4 protein-coding genes and 1 pseudogene are annotated in these 18,170 nt (G+C 70.7%); 4 read left to right on the forward strand and 1 reads right to left on the reverse strand.

The window, feature by feature from the left end; all coding sequences use genetic code 11:
- The first annotated feature begins 68 nt into the window (after positions 1-68).
- Entirely contained in the window at positions 69-1,601 is a 1,533-nt protein-coding gene (locus tag C1737_RS04505) for an amidohydrolase (RefSeq protein WP_102417781.1), read from the forward strand.
- Positions 1,594-4,501 (forward strand): annotated as a pseudogene (lnt, locus tag C1737_RS04510) (apolipoprotein N-acyltransferase). The gene C1737_RS04505 and the pseudogene lnt overlap by 8 nt, the downstream one beginning before the upstream one ends.
- On the opposite strand, the gene rbpA reads toward lnt, so the two are convergent.
- Entirely contained in the window at positions 4,476-4,811 is a 336-nt protein-coding gene (gene rbpA / locus C1737_RS04520) for an RNA polymerase-binding protein RbpA (RefSeq protein ID WP_067926986.1), read from the reverse strand. The pseudogene lnt and the gene rbpA overlap by 26 nt on opposite strands.
- 171 nt (positions 4,812-4,982) lie before the next feature.
- Here rbpA and C1737_RS04525 point away from each other — a divergent pair, with 171 nt between their 5' ends.
- Complete coding sequence (locus tag C1737_RS04525) at positions 4,983-5,333, forward strand: hypothetical protein (RefSeq protein ID WP_082975257.1); 351 nt, start codon at positions 4,983-4,985, stop codon at positions 5,331-5,333.
- Between the two features lie 338 nt (positions 5,334-5,671).
- Positions 5,672-18,151 (forward strand): type I polyketide synthase, encoded by a 12,480-nt coding sequence (locus C1737_RS04530; RefSeq protein ID WP_102417352.1) that lies wholly within the window; start codon positions 5,672-5,674, stop codon positions 18,149-18,151.
- The last annotated feature ends 19 nt before the right edge of the window (positions 18,152-18,170 follow it).

Genomic DNA, 18,170 nt, shown 5'->3' on the forward strand with positions numbered 1-18,170 from the left:
GCGAGACGTCCACCACGCTGCTGGTCAACGGCCGGGTGTATAGCCCGACCCATCCCGACGCCACCGCTATGGCGGTGCGGGGCGACGTCGTCGCGTGGCTGGGCGGCGATGACGTCGGCCGCAGCCTGTTTCCCGGCGCCGACATCGAGGACTTGGACGGCGGTTTCGTGGCGCCGGGGTTCGTCGACAGCCACATCCATCTGACCGCGACCGGCCTGACGCTCAGCGGACTGGATCTGCGAGGGGCGCGCTCGCGGGAGCACTGCATCCAAATGATCGCCGACTACGCGGCGGCCCACCCGGGCCGGCCCGTGTGGGGGCATGGCTGGGATGAGTCGTCGTGGCCGGAGAACAGGCCGCCGGACACCGCCGACCTCGACACCGTCCTCGGTTCTCGGCCCGCCTATCTGACCAGAGTCGACGTCCACTCCGCGCTCGCCTCCACCGCGTTGCGCCGGCTGGTCGCCGATCTACCAGCGGCGGCGGGCTTCGCCCCCGACCGGCCGCTCACCGGCGACGCGCACCACCTGGTCCGCGCCGTTGCCCGCGACCTGCTGACGCCCGACCAGCTGACCGAGGCCCGGACGGCCGCCCTTTCGACCGCCGCGGCGGCCGGCATCGTCGCGGTGCACGAATGCGCCGGGCCCGAGATCGGCGGCCTGAACGACTGGCTGCAGCTGCGGTCCCTCGATCACGGCGTCGAGGTGATCGGCTACTGGGGCGAGGCGGTCAGCACGCCGGAGCGGGCGCGCGCGCTTGTCGAGCAGACCGGAGCCCGCGGGCTGGCCGGTGACCTGTTCGTCGACGGCGCGCTGGGGTCACGCACCGCCTGGCTGCACGAGCCGTACGCCGACGCCACGGACCGGCTCGGCACCTGCTACCTCGACCCCGACGCCATCGAGGCGCACCTGCGGGCCTGCACCGAAGCGGAGGTGACCGCGGGCTTCCACGTCATCGGCGACGCCGCCGTCTCGGCGGTGGTCACCGCCTTCGAACGGGTCGTCGCGCGGCTCGGAGCGGCGGCCGTCGCCCGGTGCGGTCACCGCCTCGAGCACGTCGAAATGGTCACCGCCGAGCAAGCCACCCAACTTGGGCAATGGGGCGTCATCGCCAGCGTGCAGCCCAACTTCGACGCGCTGTGGGGCGGCGCCGACGGCATGTACGCGCGGCGCCTCGGCGCCCAGCGAGGCAGCCGGCTCAACCCGCTTGCGCTGTTAGCATCCCAAGGCGTGCCCCTCGCCCTAGGTTCCGACGCACCGGTCACGGGCCTCGACCCGTGGGCGAGCGTGCGGGCGGCGGCCACCCATCGAACACCCGGCAGCGCGATCTCCGCGCGGGCCGCGTTCGCCGCCGCGACCCGCGGTGGCTGGCGGGCCGCCGGCGTCCGCGACGGCACGACGGGAACGCTGGTGCCGGGCGCCCCGGCCTCCTACGCCGTCTGGAACGCGGGACCCTTGGACGTCCACGCACCCCGCGACGCCGTCGCGCGCTGGTCGACCGACCCGCGCGCCCGGGTGCCGGCCCTACCGCGCCTGGGCCCGACCGATGCCCTGCCACGCTGCCGTCGAACGGTGCACCGGGGCGCTGTCATCCATGGCTAGGGAATGGTTCGGCCGAAAGGACGGTCCCGACCGGGCCGACCAACTCGGCCCGGTGGACGACGGCCCCGCGCCGCACCCGGACACCGATCCGATCAGCGACGAAGCCGAATCAGAGCGCGACGACGAGCCCGTCGACGTCCAACCGCAGTCTGCCCCCGAGCCCGAGCCCGAGCCCGACGACGGCGTCGACGCCCCGGAACCCGGCGCCCCGGCGCTGGCGGACCGCCTGGGCCGCGCGCGGCGGCGGGTGTCGGCGCGGCTGCCCGGCGTGCGGGCCGCCCTGCTGCCGCGGCTGACCCGGTTGGCGTGCGCCGTGGCCGGCGGTGTGCTGCTGTACACCAGCTTCCCGTCGCTGAACTGGTGGTGGGGCGCGGTTGTGGCCGCCGCGCTGCTGGCCTGGGTGCTCAAGCACCCGGCGACGACGCCGGCGGGCGGCTTGGGCTACGGGTTCCTGTTCGGCCTGGCGTTCTATCTGCCGCTGCTGCCCTGGATCAGCCTGCTCGTCGGCGCCGTGCCCTGGATGGCGTTGGCCGTGACGTGTGCGCTGTTTCCCGCGCTGTTCGGCCTGTGCGCCGTGGTCGTGCGCCGGCTGCCGGGCTGGCCCGTCTGGTTCGCGCTGGTGTGGACGGCACAGGAGTGGCTGAAATCAACCGTCCCGTTCGGCGGCTTCCCGTGGGGCGTGGTGGCCTTCGGCCAGGCGCAGGGCCCCTTCCTGCCCTTGGCCCAGCTCGGCGGTCCCGCGTTGCTCTCGATGGCGATCGTGCTGGTGGGCTTCAGCGCGACCGCCATCGAGCTCGAGATCGTGAAATGGTGGCGCACCGGCAATCGGGCGCACCGCGGCGGCGACGAACCGGTGAAAGCCGATGCGGCACCGCCCGCCGTGGTGCTGCCTGGCGTCTGCATCTGCCTGGTCTTGTTCGTCTCCGTCATCGTCTGGCCCCAGGTTCGGCACGCCGGCACGGGATCGGGCGGCGAGCCCTCGGTCACCGTGGCGGTGGTGCAGGGCAACGTGCCGCGGCTCGGCCTCGACTTCAACGCGCAGCGCCGCGCGGTGCTCGACAACCACGTGCGCGAGACGCTGCACCTGGCGGAGGACGTGCGCTCCGGACAGGCGCCGCAACCGCAATTCGTCATCTGGCCGGAGGACTCATCGGACATCGACCCCCTGGTGAACGTCGACGCCGCGCTGGAGATATCCCAGGCCGCGACCGCGATCGGCGCGCCGATCCTGATCGGTACCGTGTCCGAACTGCCCGGCAGCCCGCCGGAGAATCCGCAATACACCAACACCATGATCGTGTGGAACCCGGCGACCGGACCGGCCGATCGGCACGACAAGGAAATCGTGCAGCCATTCGGCGAATACCTGCCGATGCCCTGGCTCTTCAGGCACCTTTCCAGCTACGCCGACCGCGCCGGGAACATGGTGCCCCGCCCGGGCCGGGACATCGTGCACATCGCCGGGGTGCCGGTCGGGGTGGCCACCTGCTGGGAAGTGATCTTCGACCGCGTCCCGCGCAACGCGGTCCGCAACGGCGCCCAGTTGCTGGCCGTTCCGAGCAACAACGCCACTTTCAACAAGACGATGAGCGAACAACAGCTGGGTTTCGCCAAGGTGCGGGCCGTTGAACACGATCGATACGTGGTGGTCGCCGGCACCACCGGGATCAGCGCGGTGATCGCACCGGACGGGGCCGAGCTGGTGCGCACCGACTTCTTCCAGCCCGATTACCTGGATATGCAGGTTCGCCTGAAGACCAAGCTGACGCCGGCCACCCGCTGGGGCCCGCTGTTGCAATGGCTCCTGGTCGCGACGGCCGGGGCGGCAATCTTGGCCGGGATACGGCAGAATGGTTGGTTCGCGCGTTCGATTCGTCGGAGGTCCAAGGGTCCGGACGGATCCTCGGACGCCGGCACGCCCCCAGGCGAAACCCCACCCGGCGAGGCGGACAGTCCTCCCGAGGAGGGCGGAGACCAGGCGCCGCCGGATGACGAGGGTGACTACACTCCGCTCCACGAGGGCGGCCGACGACCGTCGCGTAATTTCGGGCGACACAGAGGAGCTACATGACCACCGGCCAGCCGGCGCCCCGGGACTCGGGAAGTCGTCCCAGCGAGCGCGTCCTGGTGATCATTCCCACCTACAACGAGCGGGAGAACCTGCCGGTGATCCACCGGCGGTTGAAGGACGCCTGTCCCCACGTGCACCTGCTCATCGTCGACGACAGCAGCCCCGACGGCACCGGCGAGCTCGCCGAGGAACTGGCGGCCGCAGACGCGGGTCGTACCCACGTCATGCACCGCACGGCCAAGGACGGGCTGGGCGCGGCGTACCTGGCGGGCTTCGCCTGGGGACTGAGCCGCGACTACTCCGTGTTGGTGGAGATGGACGCCGACGGCAGCCACGCGCCCGAACAGCTGCACCGCCTGCTGGACGCCATCGACGCCGGAGCCGACCTGGCCATCGGTTCCCGCTACGTCGAAGGCGGCTCAGTGCGGAACTGGCCGTGGCGGCGCTGGGCGCTGTCGTGGACGGCCAACACCTATGCGCGCGTCGCGCTGGGCATCGGTGTGCACGACATCACCGCCGGCTACCGCGCGTACCGCCGCGAAGTCCTCGAGGCGATCGGCCTCGACGCGGTGGACTCCAAGGGCTACTGCTTCCAGATCGACCTGACCTGGCGCACGGTGTGCAACGGGTTCGTCATCGCCGAGGTGCCGATCACCTTCACCGAGCGTGAACTGGGCGTCTCGAAGATGAGCGGCTCGAACATCCGCGAGGCGCTGGTCAAGGTCACCCGATGGGGCATCGAGGGGCGCAAGACTCGCGCCGGCACCCAGCGCGCGGACAACCGCAGCTAAAGCGGTCTGAGGTCAGCCGCGGCGGCGTGACCGGATGATTTCGAGCCGCTCCTTGAGCAGCTCTTCGAGCTCTTCGACGCTGCGCCGTTCCAGCAACATGTCCCAGTGCGTGCGCGGCGGCTTCACCTTCTTCGGCTCGGGCAGGTCGCCCTCGATCAGGGTGCCTTCCAAGCCGTTGCGGCACAGCCAGGTGCCGGGAATTTCGGCGTCGTCGGCGAAGGGGACCTCGAACTCTTCGCCGTTCTCGGTGCGGTACTTCGCGAGCTGACGTGGTGCAAGGTCGTGGTTGCGGTCGGTCTCGTAGCTCACGGCTCCGAGGCGACTGCCCCTAAGGACGCGATCAGCCATGTTGCTACTCCTCTAGGTCTTTTCGAACTTTCGGGCTGCTGTAGTGCAATTCTGTCCCGCTTGGCAAACGTCGCGGCGCTCGGCGTAGTTCCCGGCTCGGTGGCCGGCGTACGCGACGCGGCCTTCAATGATACCGGGATCGCCGCGCGAACCCGACTAAAGTCGGCAGCCGTGAGCCGTCGCACCCATCCGCAACCCTGCCGCTGGTGCGGTCGAGACGTGTCCGACGCGGGGATGGGACGCCGCCGCCAGTACTGCCGGCAGTCGTGCCGGCAGCGGGCGTACGAACAGCGCGCCTCGTTGACCCGGGGGCCCGCAGTGGCGCTGCCTCCTGACGCGGTGGTCCTGTCGGCCGACGACGCGGTCGACCTGTCCGACCGGGTCTACCAGGTGCGGTGCGCGGCCGAGGACGTCGCGACCGCCCTCGAAGAAGGGGCCCGGCCCGCCGAACTGCGCGAATTGTGCGACGTGCTGATCCGAGCCGCCCGGGCGGCCGACGGCTGGCGCCGGGCCGGTGTCTGACCCGTCCTGACCACGATCGATGCTCAGCCGGGTACAGTCGCGCCATGGAAGGCGCGTCAGTTGTATCCCGGCCTGGCGGGACCCGGACGGTCCCCGGCACCCGCGGGCGCAAACGCGCGTTTTCGATCCCCGTGGACAAGGCGTTCCTCACGCCCAAGCCGGTCCTCCTGTAGCAGCCGGGAGCATCGGACGTTTTGAAATCCCGTCGGAGTTGGCGATACTCACCAGCGACATTCTTGGGCCGGAGAGCGGCACGACATCGCATCGTGCAGCAATTTCCGTGACTCGGCGAGAGTCGCATCAGGGCATCTGACGGCCAAGTTAGGCGAGAGGTAGTGATGGTGGATCAACTCCAGCATGCGACCGAAGCGCTGCGCAAAGCGCTGGTCCAGGTCGAACGCCTGAAACGCACCAACCGTGCGCTGCTGGAGCGGTCGAGCGAGCCGATCGCGATCGTCGGGATGTCCTGCCGTTTCCCTGGCGGAGTCGAGACACCGGAAGACCTCTGGCGGATGGTCGCCGACGGCCGCGACGTGATCACGGACTTCCCCAGCGATCGCGGCTGGGACCTGGCGAGCCTGTACGACCCGGACCCCGACGCGCGCCACAAGACCTACGCGAAGACCGGTGGTTTCGTCGACGGTGTGGCCGACTTCGATCCGGCCTTCTTCGGGATCGCTCCGAGCGAGGCGCTCGCGATGGACCCGCAGCATCGGATGCTGTTGGAACTGTCCTGGGAGGCGCTGGAGCGGGGCGGGATCGACCCCAGCGGGCTGCGCGGCAGCGCGACCGGTGTGTTCGCCGGCCTCATCGTCCAGGGCTACGGCATGCTCGCCGAGGAGATCGAGGGCTACCGACTGACCGGCATGACCTCCAGTGTCGCCTCGGGCCGGGTGTCGTACGTGCTGGGGCTCGAGGGCCCGGCGGTGTCGGTGGACACGGCCTGTTCGTCGTCATTGGTCGCGCTGCACATGGCGGTGCAGTCGCTGCGTTCGGGGGAGTGCGACCTGGCGCTGGCCGGCGGCGCGACCGTCAACGCCACCCCGACGGTCTTCGTCGAATTCAGTCGCCACCGCGGGCTGGCCCCCGATGGCCGGTCCAAGGCTTACGCCGGGGCGGCCGACGGCGTCGGCTGGTCGGAGGGCGGCGCGATGCTGGTCGTCGAGCGGCTCTCGGACGCCCGGCGGTTGGGCCATCCGGTGCTGGCGCTGGTGCGCGGATCGGCGGTCAACCAGGACGGGGCGTCGAATGGGTTGACCGCGCCGAACGGCCCCTCGCAGCAGCGGGTGGTGCGTGCGGCGCTGGCCAATGCAGGCCTGTCGGCGGCGGACGTGGATGTGGTGGAAGGCCACGGCACGGGCACGACGCTGGGTGACCCGATCGAGGCGCAGGCGTTGCTGGCGACCTACGGGCAGGACCGGTCCCAGCCGCTCTGGCTGGGGTCGATCAAGTCGAACATGGGCCACACGCAGGCGGCGGCGGGTGTGGCCGGCGTGATCAAGATGGTTCAGGGCATGCGCCACGAAATGCTGCCGGCGACCTTGCATGTGGACGTGCCCAGCCCGCACGTCGACTGGTCGGCGGGATCGGTGTCGTTGCTGACCGAGGCGCAGCCGTGGCCCGCCGGGCACCGGGTGCAACGCGCCGGTGTGTCCTCGTTCGGGATCAGCGGCACCAACGCACACGTGATCATCGAGGCGGCTCCCGCGCCCGAGCCGCGCGAGGACCACCCGACACCCGTGGCTGTGCCGTGGGCGGTGTCGGCGAAATCCTTGTCGGCGTTGAGGTCCCAGGCCGCCCGGCTGGCAGCGCATGTGCGCGGGCGCGGTGACCTCGACGTCGCCGACGTGGCCTGGACGCTGGCGGGCCGCGCGACCTTCGAGCATCGGGCCGTCGTCATCGGTGGTGACCGGGACCGGTTGCTGGCGGGGCTCGACGAGCTGGCCGGCGATGAGCTGACGGGGTCGGTCGTTCAGGGCAGCGCGGGACCGGCCGGCAAGACCGTCTTCGTGTTTCCCGGCCAAGGTTCCCAATGGCTGGGCATGGGCGTCGAATTGCTCGACACCGCCCCGGTTTTCGCCCAGCAGATCAACGCGTGCGAGGAGGCGTTCGCCGAATTCGTCGACTGGTCGCTGATCGACGTCCTGCGCGGCGCGCCCGGGGCTCCGGGGATGGATCGCGTAGACGTGGTCCAGCCGGTGCTGTTCGCGGTGATGGTTTCGCTGGCCGAACTGTGGAAATCGGTCGGCGTCAACCCAGACGCGGTGATCGGCCACTCACAGGGTGAGATCGCCGCGGCGTATGTCGCCGGCGCCCTGTCGCTGCGCGACGCCGCCCGGGTGGTCACGTTGCGCAGCAAGCTGCTGCGGTCACTGGCGCACTCCGGGGGCATGCTGTCGATCGCATGCAGCACCGAGCGGGCACGAGAGTTGTTGGCGCCCTACGGCAACCGGGTCAGCATCGCGGCCGTCAACGGCCGGTCGGCGGTGGTGGTGTCGGGCGAGGTGGCCGCGCTGGATGAACTCGCCGGATTCTGCGCCGACCTCGAGCTGCGCAGCCGCCGGATCGACGTGGACTACGCGTCGCACTCGGTCGAGGTCGAGGCCATTCGCGACGAGCTGATCGAGGCGCTGGCCGGTATCGAACCGAGTTCCTCGCGTGTCGCCTTCTTCTCCACGGTGACCGGAAATCGTTTGGACACCGCCGGTTTGGATGCCGCCTACTGGTATCGCAACATCCGGCAGACCGTGCAGTTCGACCAGGCGGTGCGCGCCGCCTGCGAGCACGGGTACCGCACGTTCGTCGAATCCAGTCCGCACCCCGCGCTGATCGCCGGCATCGAAGACACCTGCAACGACTGCGCCTCCGGCGATGCCGCGGCGATCGTCGTTCCCACCCTGGGCCGCGATGACGGCGGCCTCGAGCGATTCCTGGCGTCGGCCGCCGCCGCGTTCGTGGCGGGGGTGAGCGTGAACTGGCGCGGCCTCCTGGCCGGCGCGAGCTTCGTGGAGCTGCCGACGTACGCCTTTGACCGGCGCAGGTTTTGGCTGTCGGGCGAGGGCGTCGGGGCCGACGCCGCGGGCCTCGGGCTGGGCGCCAGCGAGCACGCGTTGCTCAGCGCTGTCGTGGAGTTGCCGGCGTCGGGCGGGGTGCTGCTGGCGGGTCGGCTGTCGGCCAGCCTGCAGGGCTGGCTGGCCGATCACGCGGTCTCCGGGGCCGCGGTGTTCCCCGGCGCGGGGTTCGTCGAGCTGGCGATCCGGGCCGGCGACCAGGTCGGCTGTTCGGTTGTCGACGAACTGACGCTGCAGGCGCCCCTGATGCTGCCCGCCGCCAGTTCCGTTGCCGTGCAAGTGGTTGTCGGCCCCGCCGAAGAATCGGGCCGGCGTCCCGTCTCTGTGTTCTCCCGGGGCGACGCCGGTTCGGGCTGGGTGTGCCACGCGGAGGGGGTGTTGAGCTCCCGCTCGATCGAGCCGAGCGCCGACCTGTCGGTGTGGCCGCCCGCGGGCGCGGTCGCGGTGGACGTGGCCGACGGCTACGACCGGCTGGCGGCCCACGGATACGGCTACGGCCCGGCGTTCCGGGGATTGACCGCGACGTGGATCCGCGGCGACGAGGTGTTCGCCGAGGTGCGGCTGCCGGACGCGGCCGGAGGCGTCGGTGGCTTCGGGGTGCACCCCGCGTTGCTCGACGCGGCGATGCACGCCGTCATCATGGCGCAGCAGGCGGCGGGCCGGCCTGTCGACGTGATGCTGCCCTTCTCGTGGCAGGACGTTTCGTTGCACGCCGCCGGTGCGACCGCGGTGCGCGCCCGCATCGCGCCGGTTAACCCAGCGGCGGGCGGCGGCGCCACCGCGATCTCGATCGAGCTCGCCGACGGTCTGGGATTGCCGGTGTTGTCGGTGGGTGCGATGGTTGCCCGCCCGGTGACCGAGCGGCAGCTGCGTGCGGCGGTGTCGAGTTCTGGCCCCGAGCGGCTGTTCGAGGTGGCGTGGTCGCCGGCCACCGCGTCGGCGACCGGCCCCGCGCCGTCTTACGAAATACTGGAATCGCTTGCCGAAGAACAGGATCCGGTCAGCGCAACGTACGAGCGCACGCATCGGGCGCTGACCGCGGTGCAGGCGTGGCTGACCGAACGTGACTCCGGTGTGCTGATCGTGGCGACTCGCGGCGCCGTGGGACTGCCCGGCGAGGACATCGGCGACCTGCCCGGCGCGGCGGTGTGGGGTCTGGTGCGTTCGGCGCAGACGGAACACCCCGGCCGCATGGTCCTGGTGGATTCCGATGTGCCGCTGGATGATCGGGCCGCCGCGTCGGCGCTCGCCGCGGGGGAGCCGCAGGTGTTGCTGCGCGACGGCCAGGTCCACACGGCGCGGGTGCGGCCCAGCCGCGCCGCCGACGATCTCCTGGTGCCCCCGGCCGAGGGACCCTGGCGATTGGGCATCGGCAGCGCCGGAACCTTCGAAAACCTGCGGCTGGAGCCGGTTCCCAACGCCGACGCGCCCCTGGAGCCCGGTCAGGTGCGGGTCGCACTGCGCGCTATCGCGGCCAACTTCCGCGACATCATGATCACCCTGGGCATGTTCACCCATGACGCGCTGCTCGGCGGTGAAGGCGCCGGCGTGGTGACCGAGGTCGGTCCGGGCGTCACCGAATTCGCCGTCGGCGACTCGGTTTACGGATTCTTCCCGGACGGGAGCGGCACGTTGGTCCCCGGCGACGTGCGGCTGCTGCAGCCGATGCCTGCGGACTGGTCCTACGCGGAGGCCGCCGCCATCTCGGCCGTCTTCACCACCGCGTACATGGCGTTCGTGCACCTGGCGGATGTCAAGCCGGGCCAACGCGTGCTGGTGCACGCCGCGGCCGGCGGTGTCGGCATGGCCGCGGTCCAGTTGGGCCGCCATTTGGGTCTGGAGATCTTCGCGACGGCCAGCAAGGGCAAGTGGGACACGTTGCGGGCCATGGGCTTCGACGAGGACCACATCTCGGATTCCCGCAGCCTCGAGTTCGAGGAGAAGTTTCGCGCGGTGACCGGTGGCCGCGGGATGGATGTGGTGCTGGATTCGCTGGCGGGTGACTTCGTGGACGCGTCACTGCGGCTGGTGGCCCCGGGCGGCGTGTTCCTGGAGATGGGCAAGACCGACATCCGCGACCCCGGCGTGATCGCCCAGGAGTATCCGGGCGTGCGCTACCGCGCCTTCGACCTTTTCGAGCCCGGCCGGCCCCGGATGCACCAGTGGATGATCGAGTTGGCCGGGTTGTTCGACGCCGGTGTGCTGAGCCCGTTGCCGGTCACCACGTTCGACATCCGGCGTGCCCGTGCGGCGTTGCGGTACCTGAGCCAGGCGCGCCACATCGGCAAGGTCGTCATGACGGTCCCGGACGCGCCGGCGGCAGGCACCGTGCTGATCACGGGTGGGACCGGAATGGCGGGTTCGACGCTGGCCCGCCACTTGGTGAGGCACCACGGGGTACAGAACCTGGTGTTGTTGAGCCGCAGCGGTCCCGACGCGCCCGGGTCGGCCGAGCTGATCGCCGAACTGGAGGAAGCCGGGGCGCGGGTGCGCGCGGTCGCGTGCGACGCCGCCGACCGGCAGGCCCTGGCCTCGTTGATCGGCGAGATTCCGGCGGCGCACCCACTCACCGGGGTGGTTCACGCCGCCGGTGTGCTCGACGACGCGGTGGTCACGTCGTTGACCCCGGAACGCGTCGATGCCGTGTTGCGCGCCAAGGTCGATGCCGCCTGGAACCTGCACGAGCTCACCCGCGACCTCGATCTGTCGATGTTCGTCATGTTCTCCTCGATGGCCGGGCTGGTGGGGTCTTCGGGGCAGGCCAACTACGCGGCGGCCAACTCCTTCCTGGACGGGCTGGCCGCGCATCGACGGACCCACGGGTTGCCGGCGATCTCGCTGGGCTGGGGGTTGTGGGATCAGGCCAGCGCCATGACCGGTGGGCTCGACGCCGCCGACCTCGCCCGGCTCGGCCGCGACGGCATCCTGGCCTTGTCGTCGGGCGAGGCGATGGAGTTGTTCGACACCGCGCTGATCGTCGACGAGCCGTTCCTGGCGCCCGCCCGCATCGACCTGACCGCGTTGCGTGCCCACGCCGCCGCGGTCCCGCCCATGTTCGCCGACCTGGTCAACGCGCCCGCGCGGCGCCAGGTCGACGACTCGCTGGCCGCCGCGAAGTCGAAATCGGCTCTGGCCCACCGCCTGCACGGGCTGCCCGAACCAGAACAGCACGCCGTGCTGCTCGACCTGGTCCGCTCGCACATCGCCACCGTCCTGGGCAACACCACGCCGGACGCGATCGACCCGGACAAGGCGTTCCAAGACCTGGGCTTCGACTCGCTGACCGCGGTCGAAATGCGCAATCGGCTGAAAACCGCGACCGGACTGGCGCTTTCACCCACCCTAATCTTCGACTACCCGACACCCAATGGGCTGGCGAGCTACATCCGCGGCGAACTCGCCGGAATGCCACAGGAAATCACGCCCACCCCGGTGGTTCGCGCCGTCGGCGACGACCCGATCGTGATCGTCGGCATGGCGTGCCGCTATCCGGGCGGGGTGAATTCCCCCGACGACCTCTGGCAGATGCTGGTCGAGCGCCGCGACGTGCTCTCGGGCTTTCCCACCGACCGCGGCTGGGACCTGGCGGGCATCTACAACCCCGATCCCGACGTGCCGGGCACCTGCTATACCCGCACCGGCGGCTTCGTGGACGGCGTCGCTGACTTCGACCCCGCCTTCTTCGGCATCGCGCCCAGCGAGGCGCTGGCCATGGATCCCCAGCAGCGGATGTTCCTGGAGCTGTCGTGGGAAGCGTTGGAGCGAGCCGGAATCGAACCCGGCGCGTTGCGCGGCAGCGCAACCGGCATGTTCGCCGGGGTGTACACCCAGGGTTACGGCATGGGCGCCGCCCCGGCTGCGGAGGGCTTCCGCCTGACCGGGCAGTCGTCGAGTGTGGCATCGGGCCGGGTGTCGTACGTGCTGGGCTTGGAGGGGCCGGCGGTGTCGGTGGACACCGCGTGCTCGTCGTCGTTGGTCGCGTTGCACATGGCGGCGCAGTCGCTGCGTTCGGGGGAGTGCGATCTGGCGCTGGCCGGCGGCGTCACCGTCAACGCCACACCCGACATCTTCGTGGAGTTCAGCCGCATGCGCGGGTTGTCCGCGGATGGCCGCTGCAAGGCGTACGCGGGGGCCGCCGACGGCACCGGTTTCTCCGAAGGCGGCGGCATGCTCGTGGTCGAGCGTCTCTCGGATGCGCGGCGGCTCGGCCACCCGGTGCTGGCGGTGGTGCGGGGATCGGCCATCAACCAGGACGGTGCGTCGAACGGGTTGACCGCGCCGAACGGCCCCTCGCAGCAGCGGGTGGTGCGTGCGGCGCTGGCCAGTGCCGGATTGTCCGCGGCCGAAATCGACGTGGTCGAAGGCCACGGCACGGGAACCACATTGGGCGATCCCATCGAGGCCCAGGCGTTGCTGGCCACCTACGGGCAGGACCGGTCCGAGCCGCTCCTGTTGGGTTCGATCAAGTCGAACATGGGCCACACGCAGGCCGCCGCCGGGGTGGCCGGCGTGATCAAGATGGTGCTCGCGATGCGCCACGGCTTGTTGCCGGCGACGCTGCACGTCGACGAACCCAGCCCGCACGTCGATTGGTCGGTGGGATCTGTGGAGCTGCTCACCGAGCCGCAGCCCTGGCCGGCGAACCGTGCGCGCCGGGCGGGCGTGTCGTCGTTCGGTATCAGTGGCACCAACGCGCACGTGATCATCGAGGCGGCACCCGTCGAGTCCACGCCGGTGGTGGAACACCGCACATTGCCGGTGGTGCCCTGGGCGGTGTCCGCAAAGTCGTTGCCGGCGTTGAGCTCCCAAGCCGGGCGGCTCGCCGAGCACCTGCGCCGGCGCAGCGACCTCGACGTCGGCGACGTGGCCTGGTCGCTGGCAGGCCGGTCGAACTTCGAGCACCGGGCGGTCGTCGTCGGTGCTGATCGTGACGAGTTGCTGGCCGGCCTCGACGAGTTGGCCACCGGCGAAGTCGGGTCGGTCGTGCAGGGCACGGCGACACCGGGCGGCAAGACCGTCTTCGTCTTCCCCGGCCAAGGCGCCCAGATACTGGGCATGGGAATGGGCCTGCACGCCGCGTACCCGGTGTTCGCCGAGGCGTTCAACACCGTCGTGGGCGAGCTCGACCGGCACCTGCTGCGTCCCCTGCGTGAGGTCATCTGGGGTCACGACGAAAACCTCTTGAACACCACCGAATTCGCCCAACCGGCGTTGTTCGCGGTGGAAGTCGCCCTGTTCCGGTTGCTCGAATCGTGGGGTGTCCACCCCGACATCGTGCTGGGCCACTCGATCGGAGAGCTGTCGGCCGCCCACGTCGCCGGCGTGCTGTCGCTTCAGAACGCCGCCGTACTTGTGGCGGCCCGCGGCCGATTCATGCAAGCCCTGCCGGAGGGCGGGGCGATGATCGCCGTGCAGGCCACCGAGGAGGAGCTGCGGCCGCTGCTGGCCTACGAACAAGCCGTCGGCATCGCCGCCGTCAACGGGCCCACGTCCGTGGTCATTTCCGGCGCCGAGGACAAGGTGGCCGCGATCGCGAGCCGGCTGCGCACCGACGGCCGCCGCGTCCACCAGTTGGCCGTCTCCCACGCGTTCCACTCGCCACTGATGGAGCCGATGCTCGACGAATTCGGCACGGTCGCAGCCGGACTCGCGATCGGCAAGCCGGTGATTCCGATCGTGTCGAACGTGACCGGGCAGCTGGCGGCCGACGACTACGCCTCGCCCGCCTACTGGAAACGGCACATTCGCGAGGCGGTGCGGTTCGCCGACAGCGTGCGCCTGGTGCACTCGGCCGGCGGGAACCGCTTCCTCGAGGTCGGCCCCGCCAGCGGGCTCACGGCATCGATCGAGGAAACGCTTCCCGACGCTTCCGTGTTCACCATTTCTGCGCTGCGCAAGGATCGCCCTGAACCGGTGACGCTCACCCGCGCGGTCGCGGAGGGATTCGTCGCCGGGATGGACGTGGACTGGCGAGGCGTCGTCGGTACCGCCAACTTCGTGGAGCTGCCCACCTATGCCTTCGAGCGCCGGCGGTTCTGGCTCTCCGGTGACGGCGCCGCGGTCGACGCCGCGGGTCTGGGGCTCGCCCCCGGCGAGCACCCGCTGCTCGGCGCGGTGGTGGAACTGCCGGCGTCCGGCGGGGTGGTGCTGACGGGTCGGTTGTCGCCCGGTACGCAGGGCTGGCTGGCCGACCACGCCGTCGGTGGCGTCGTGCTGTTCCCGGGCGCGGGATTCGTCGAGTTGGCGGTGCGCGCCGGCGACGAAGTGGGCTGCGGCGTCATCGAGGAGCTGAATCTGGCCGCGCCCCTGGTGTTGCCCGGTTCGGGGTCGGTCGCGGTGCAGGTGGTGGTCGGCGGTGCCGACGAAGCGGGGGCCCGTGCCGTGTCGGTCTTTTCGCGCGCCGACGCGGGTTCGGCTTGGTCGTTGCACGCCGAGGGCGTGCTCCGCGCCGGGTCGGTGCAGCCGGGCGCGGACCTCTCGGTGTGGCCCCCGGTGGGCGCCACCCCGGTGGACGTCGGCGACGGCTATGAGCGCCTGGCCGAGCGCGGGTATGGCTACGGGCCGGCGTTCCGCGGCCTGACCTCGATGTGGCGCCGCGGCGACGAGGTTTTCGCCGAAGTGACCCTGCCCGCGGACAGCGGCGTCTCGGCGGCGGGCTTCGGCGTCCACCCCGTGATGCTCGACGCGGCACTGCATGCGGTGATCCTGACCGCCGACGGCGACGAGCTCCCCGAAGGTTCGATGCTGGTGCCGTTCTCGTGGCAACGGGTGTCGCTGCACGCGGCGGGCGCGGCGGCGGTGCGGGCGCGGATCGTGCCGGTCAGCGATTCCGCGGTTTCGATCGAACTCGCGGACGGGCTAGGTCTCCCTGTGCTCTCCGTGGGCTCGATGGTCGCCCGGCCGGTGACCGACCAGCAGCTGCTGGCCGCGGTCTCGAGTTCCGGCCCGGAGCGGCTCTTCGAGGTCATCTGGTCGGCCCAGCGGTCGACATCGGTGCAGCCCGTATCGGTATCTGCGTGGGGTGCAACGGAATCCGGCGAATCCGAGGCGCAACCGTCGGCGGTGGTGTTCGAGTCCGCGCCGGTGGCCGACGATGTCGTCGCCGATGTCTACGCGGCCACCCGCGCGGTGCTGCCGGTGCTGCAGTCCTGGCTGGCCCGGGATGGGGCCGGCACCCTGGTGGTGGCGACCCGCGGCGCCATGGCGTTGCCCGGAGAGGACGTCTCCGACCTCGCGGGCGCGGCGGTATGGGGCCTGGTGCGTTCGGCGCAGACCGAACACCCCGGTCGGATCGTGCTCGTCGACACCGATGGCCCGTTGGACGAGGAGTCCGTCGCCACGGCCTTGTCGGCCGGTGAGCCGCAGGTGGTGCTGCGCGGCTCGACGGTGTACACCGCCCGGGTGCACGGCAGTCGCGCCGTCGGCGGTCTGCTGGTCCCCCCGGCCGACGGGCCGTGGCGTTTGGGCATGAGCAGCTCTGGCACCTTCGAGAACCTGCGGTTGGAACGCATCCCGGACGCCGACGCCCCGCTGGGCACCGGGCAGGTCCGGGTCGCGCAGTCGGCCCTGGCCGCCAACTTCCGCGACGTGATGATCGCGCTGGGGCTGTACCCGGATCCCGACGCTGTCATGGGTATCGAGGCTTCCGGCACGGTCATCGAAACAGGTCCTGAAACAACACGTTTCGCGATCGGTGACCGCGTGATGGGCCTGTTCCCCGACGGCACCGGAACTGTCGCCAGGACCGACCAGCGCCTGCTCGCCAAGGTGCCGACCGGGTGGTCGCACACGGCGGCCGCCACGGCGACGGTGGTGTTCGCCACCGCCTTCTACGCGCTGGTGGACTTGGCCGCCGCCAAGCGGGGCCAGCGGGTGCTGGTGCACGCCGCCGCCGGTGGCGTCGGCATGGCCGCAGTGCAGCTGGCCCGCCACCTGGGGTTGGAAGTGTTCGCGACCGCCAGCCGAGGCAAGTGGAACACGTTGCGCGGCATGGGGTTCGACGACGACCACATCGCGGATTCCCGCAGCCTGGATTTCGAGGAGAAGTTCCGGGCGGTCACCGGTGGGCGCGGCGTGGACGTGGTGCTGGATTCGCTGTCCGGCGACTTCGTGGATGCGTCCCTGCGACTCGTCGCCCCCGGCGGTGTGTTCCTGGAGATGGGCAAGACCGACATGCGGGAGCCGGAGGCGGTCGCCCGGGAACACCCCGGCGTGCGCTACCGCGCCTTCGACCTCTTCGAGGCCGGGCCGGACCGCATCGCTCAGATCCTCGACGAGCTGGTCGCCCTGTTCGGCGACGACGTGCTACGGCCGTTGCCGGTGACCAGGTTTGACGTACGGCGTGCGCCGGCGGCGTTGCGGTATCTGAGCCAGGCCCGCCACGTGGGCAAGGTCGTGATGACCATGCCCGACGCCTGGGCGGCCGGCACCGTGTTGATCACCGGTGCCACGGGGATGGCGGGTTCGGCGTTGGCCCGCCACGTGGTGACGCGCCACGACGCGCGCAACCTGGTGTTGGTGAGCCGGCGCGGCCTGGACGCGCCGGGCGCCGCGGAACTGGTGACGGAGCTCAGCGCCGCCGGAGCCCAGGTGCAGGTGGTGGCCTGTGACGCCGCCGACCGGGAGGCACTGGCCAAGGTGATCACCGATATCCCGGTGCAGCGGCCGCTGTCGGGCGTGATCCACGCAGCCGGCGTGCTCGACGACGCGGTGATTTCCTCGCTCACCCCGGAGCGAGTGGCGGCGGTGCTGCGGGCCAAGGTCGATGCGGCGTGGAACCTGCACGAGCTGACCCGCGATCTGGATGTGTCGGCGTTCGTCTTGTTTTCGTCGATGGCGGGCTTGGCGGGCGCCTCGGGTCAGGCCAACTACGCGGCGGCCAACTCGTTCCTGGACGGGCTTGCGGTGCACCGGCGCACGCTGGGGCTGCCGGCGATGTCGCTGGCCTGGGGTCTGTGGGATCAGGCCAGTGGCATGACCGGCGCGCTCGGCGCCGCCGATCGCGCCCGGTTCGGCCGCGACGGGATCGTCGCGATGTCCTCGGACGAAGCGCTGGAACTGCTGGACACAGCGCTCATCGTCGACGAGCCGTTCCTATTGCCCGCCCACATCGACCGTGCGGCACTGCGGGTCAAGTTCGACGGCGGGACGTTGCCGCCGATGTTCGTCGATCTGATCAACGCGCCGACCCGGCGCCAGGTCGACGATTCGCTGGCCGCGGCGAAGTCGAAATCGGCCCTGCTGCAGCGGCTGGAGGGGCTGCCCGAGGACGAGCAGCACGCGGTGCTACTGGACCTGGTGCGGTCCAACATCGCCACCGTGCTGGGCAACTCCAGCCCCGAGTCCATCGATCCGGACCGGGCGTTCCAGGAGTTGGGCTTCGACTCGCTGACTGCGGTCGAGATGCGCAACCGGCTGAAATCCGCCACCGGCCTGGCGTTGTCGCCCACGCTGATCTTCGACTACCCGAACTCCGCCGCGCTGGCCGGTTACATGCACCGCGAACTCGTCGGCGCAGCCGAGCAGCAGAGTCCGGTGGCCGCGCCCGGGGAAGCCGAGATACAGCGGGCGGTGGGCTCGATTCCGGTCAAGCGCCTGCGGCAGGCCGGGGTGCTGGAGCTGTTGCTGGCGTTGGCGAACGAAGACGGCAACGCGCAGCCGGTCGCCGCGGTGACCTCGGAGAAGGACATCGCGGACATGGATCTCGAGGATCTGGTCAACGCGGCGCTGATGGACGACGACGAATAGTCATGAAAGTCGACAATCA

Source organism: Mycobacterium sp. 4858, from assembly GCF_900240975.1.
Classification (GTDB): Bacteria; Actinomycetota; Actinomycetes; order Mycobacteriales; family Mycobacteriaceae; genus Mycobacterium.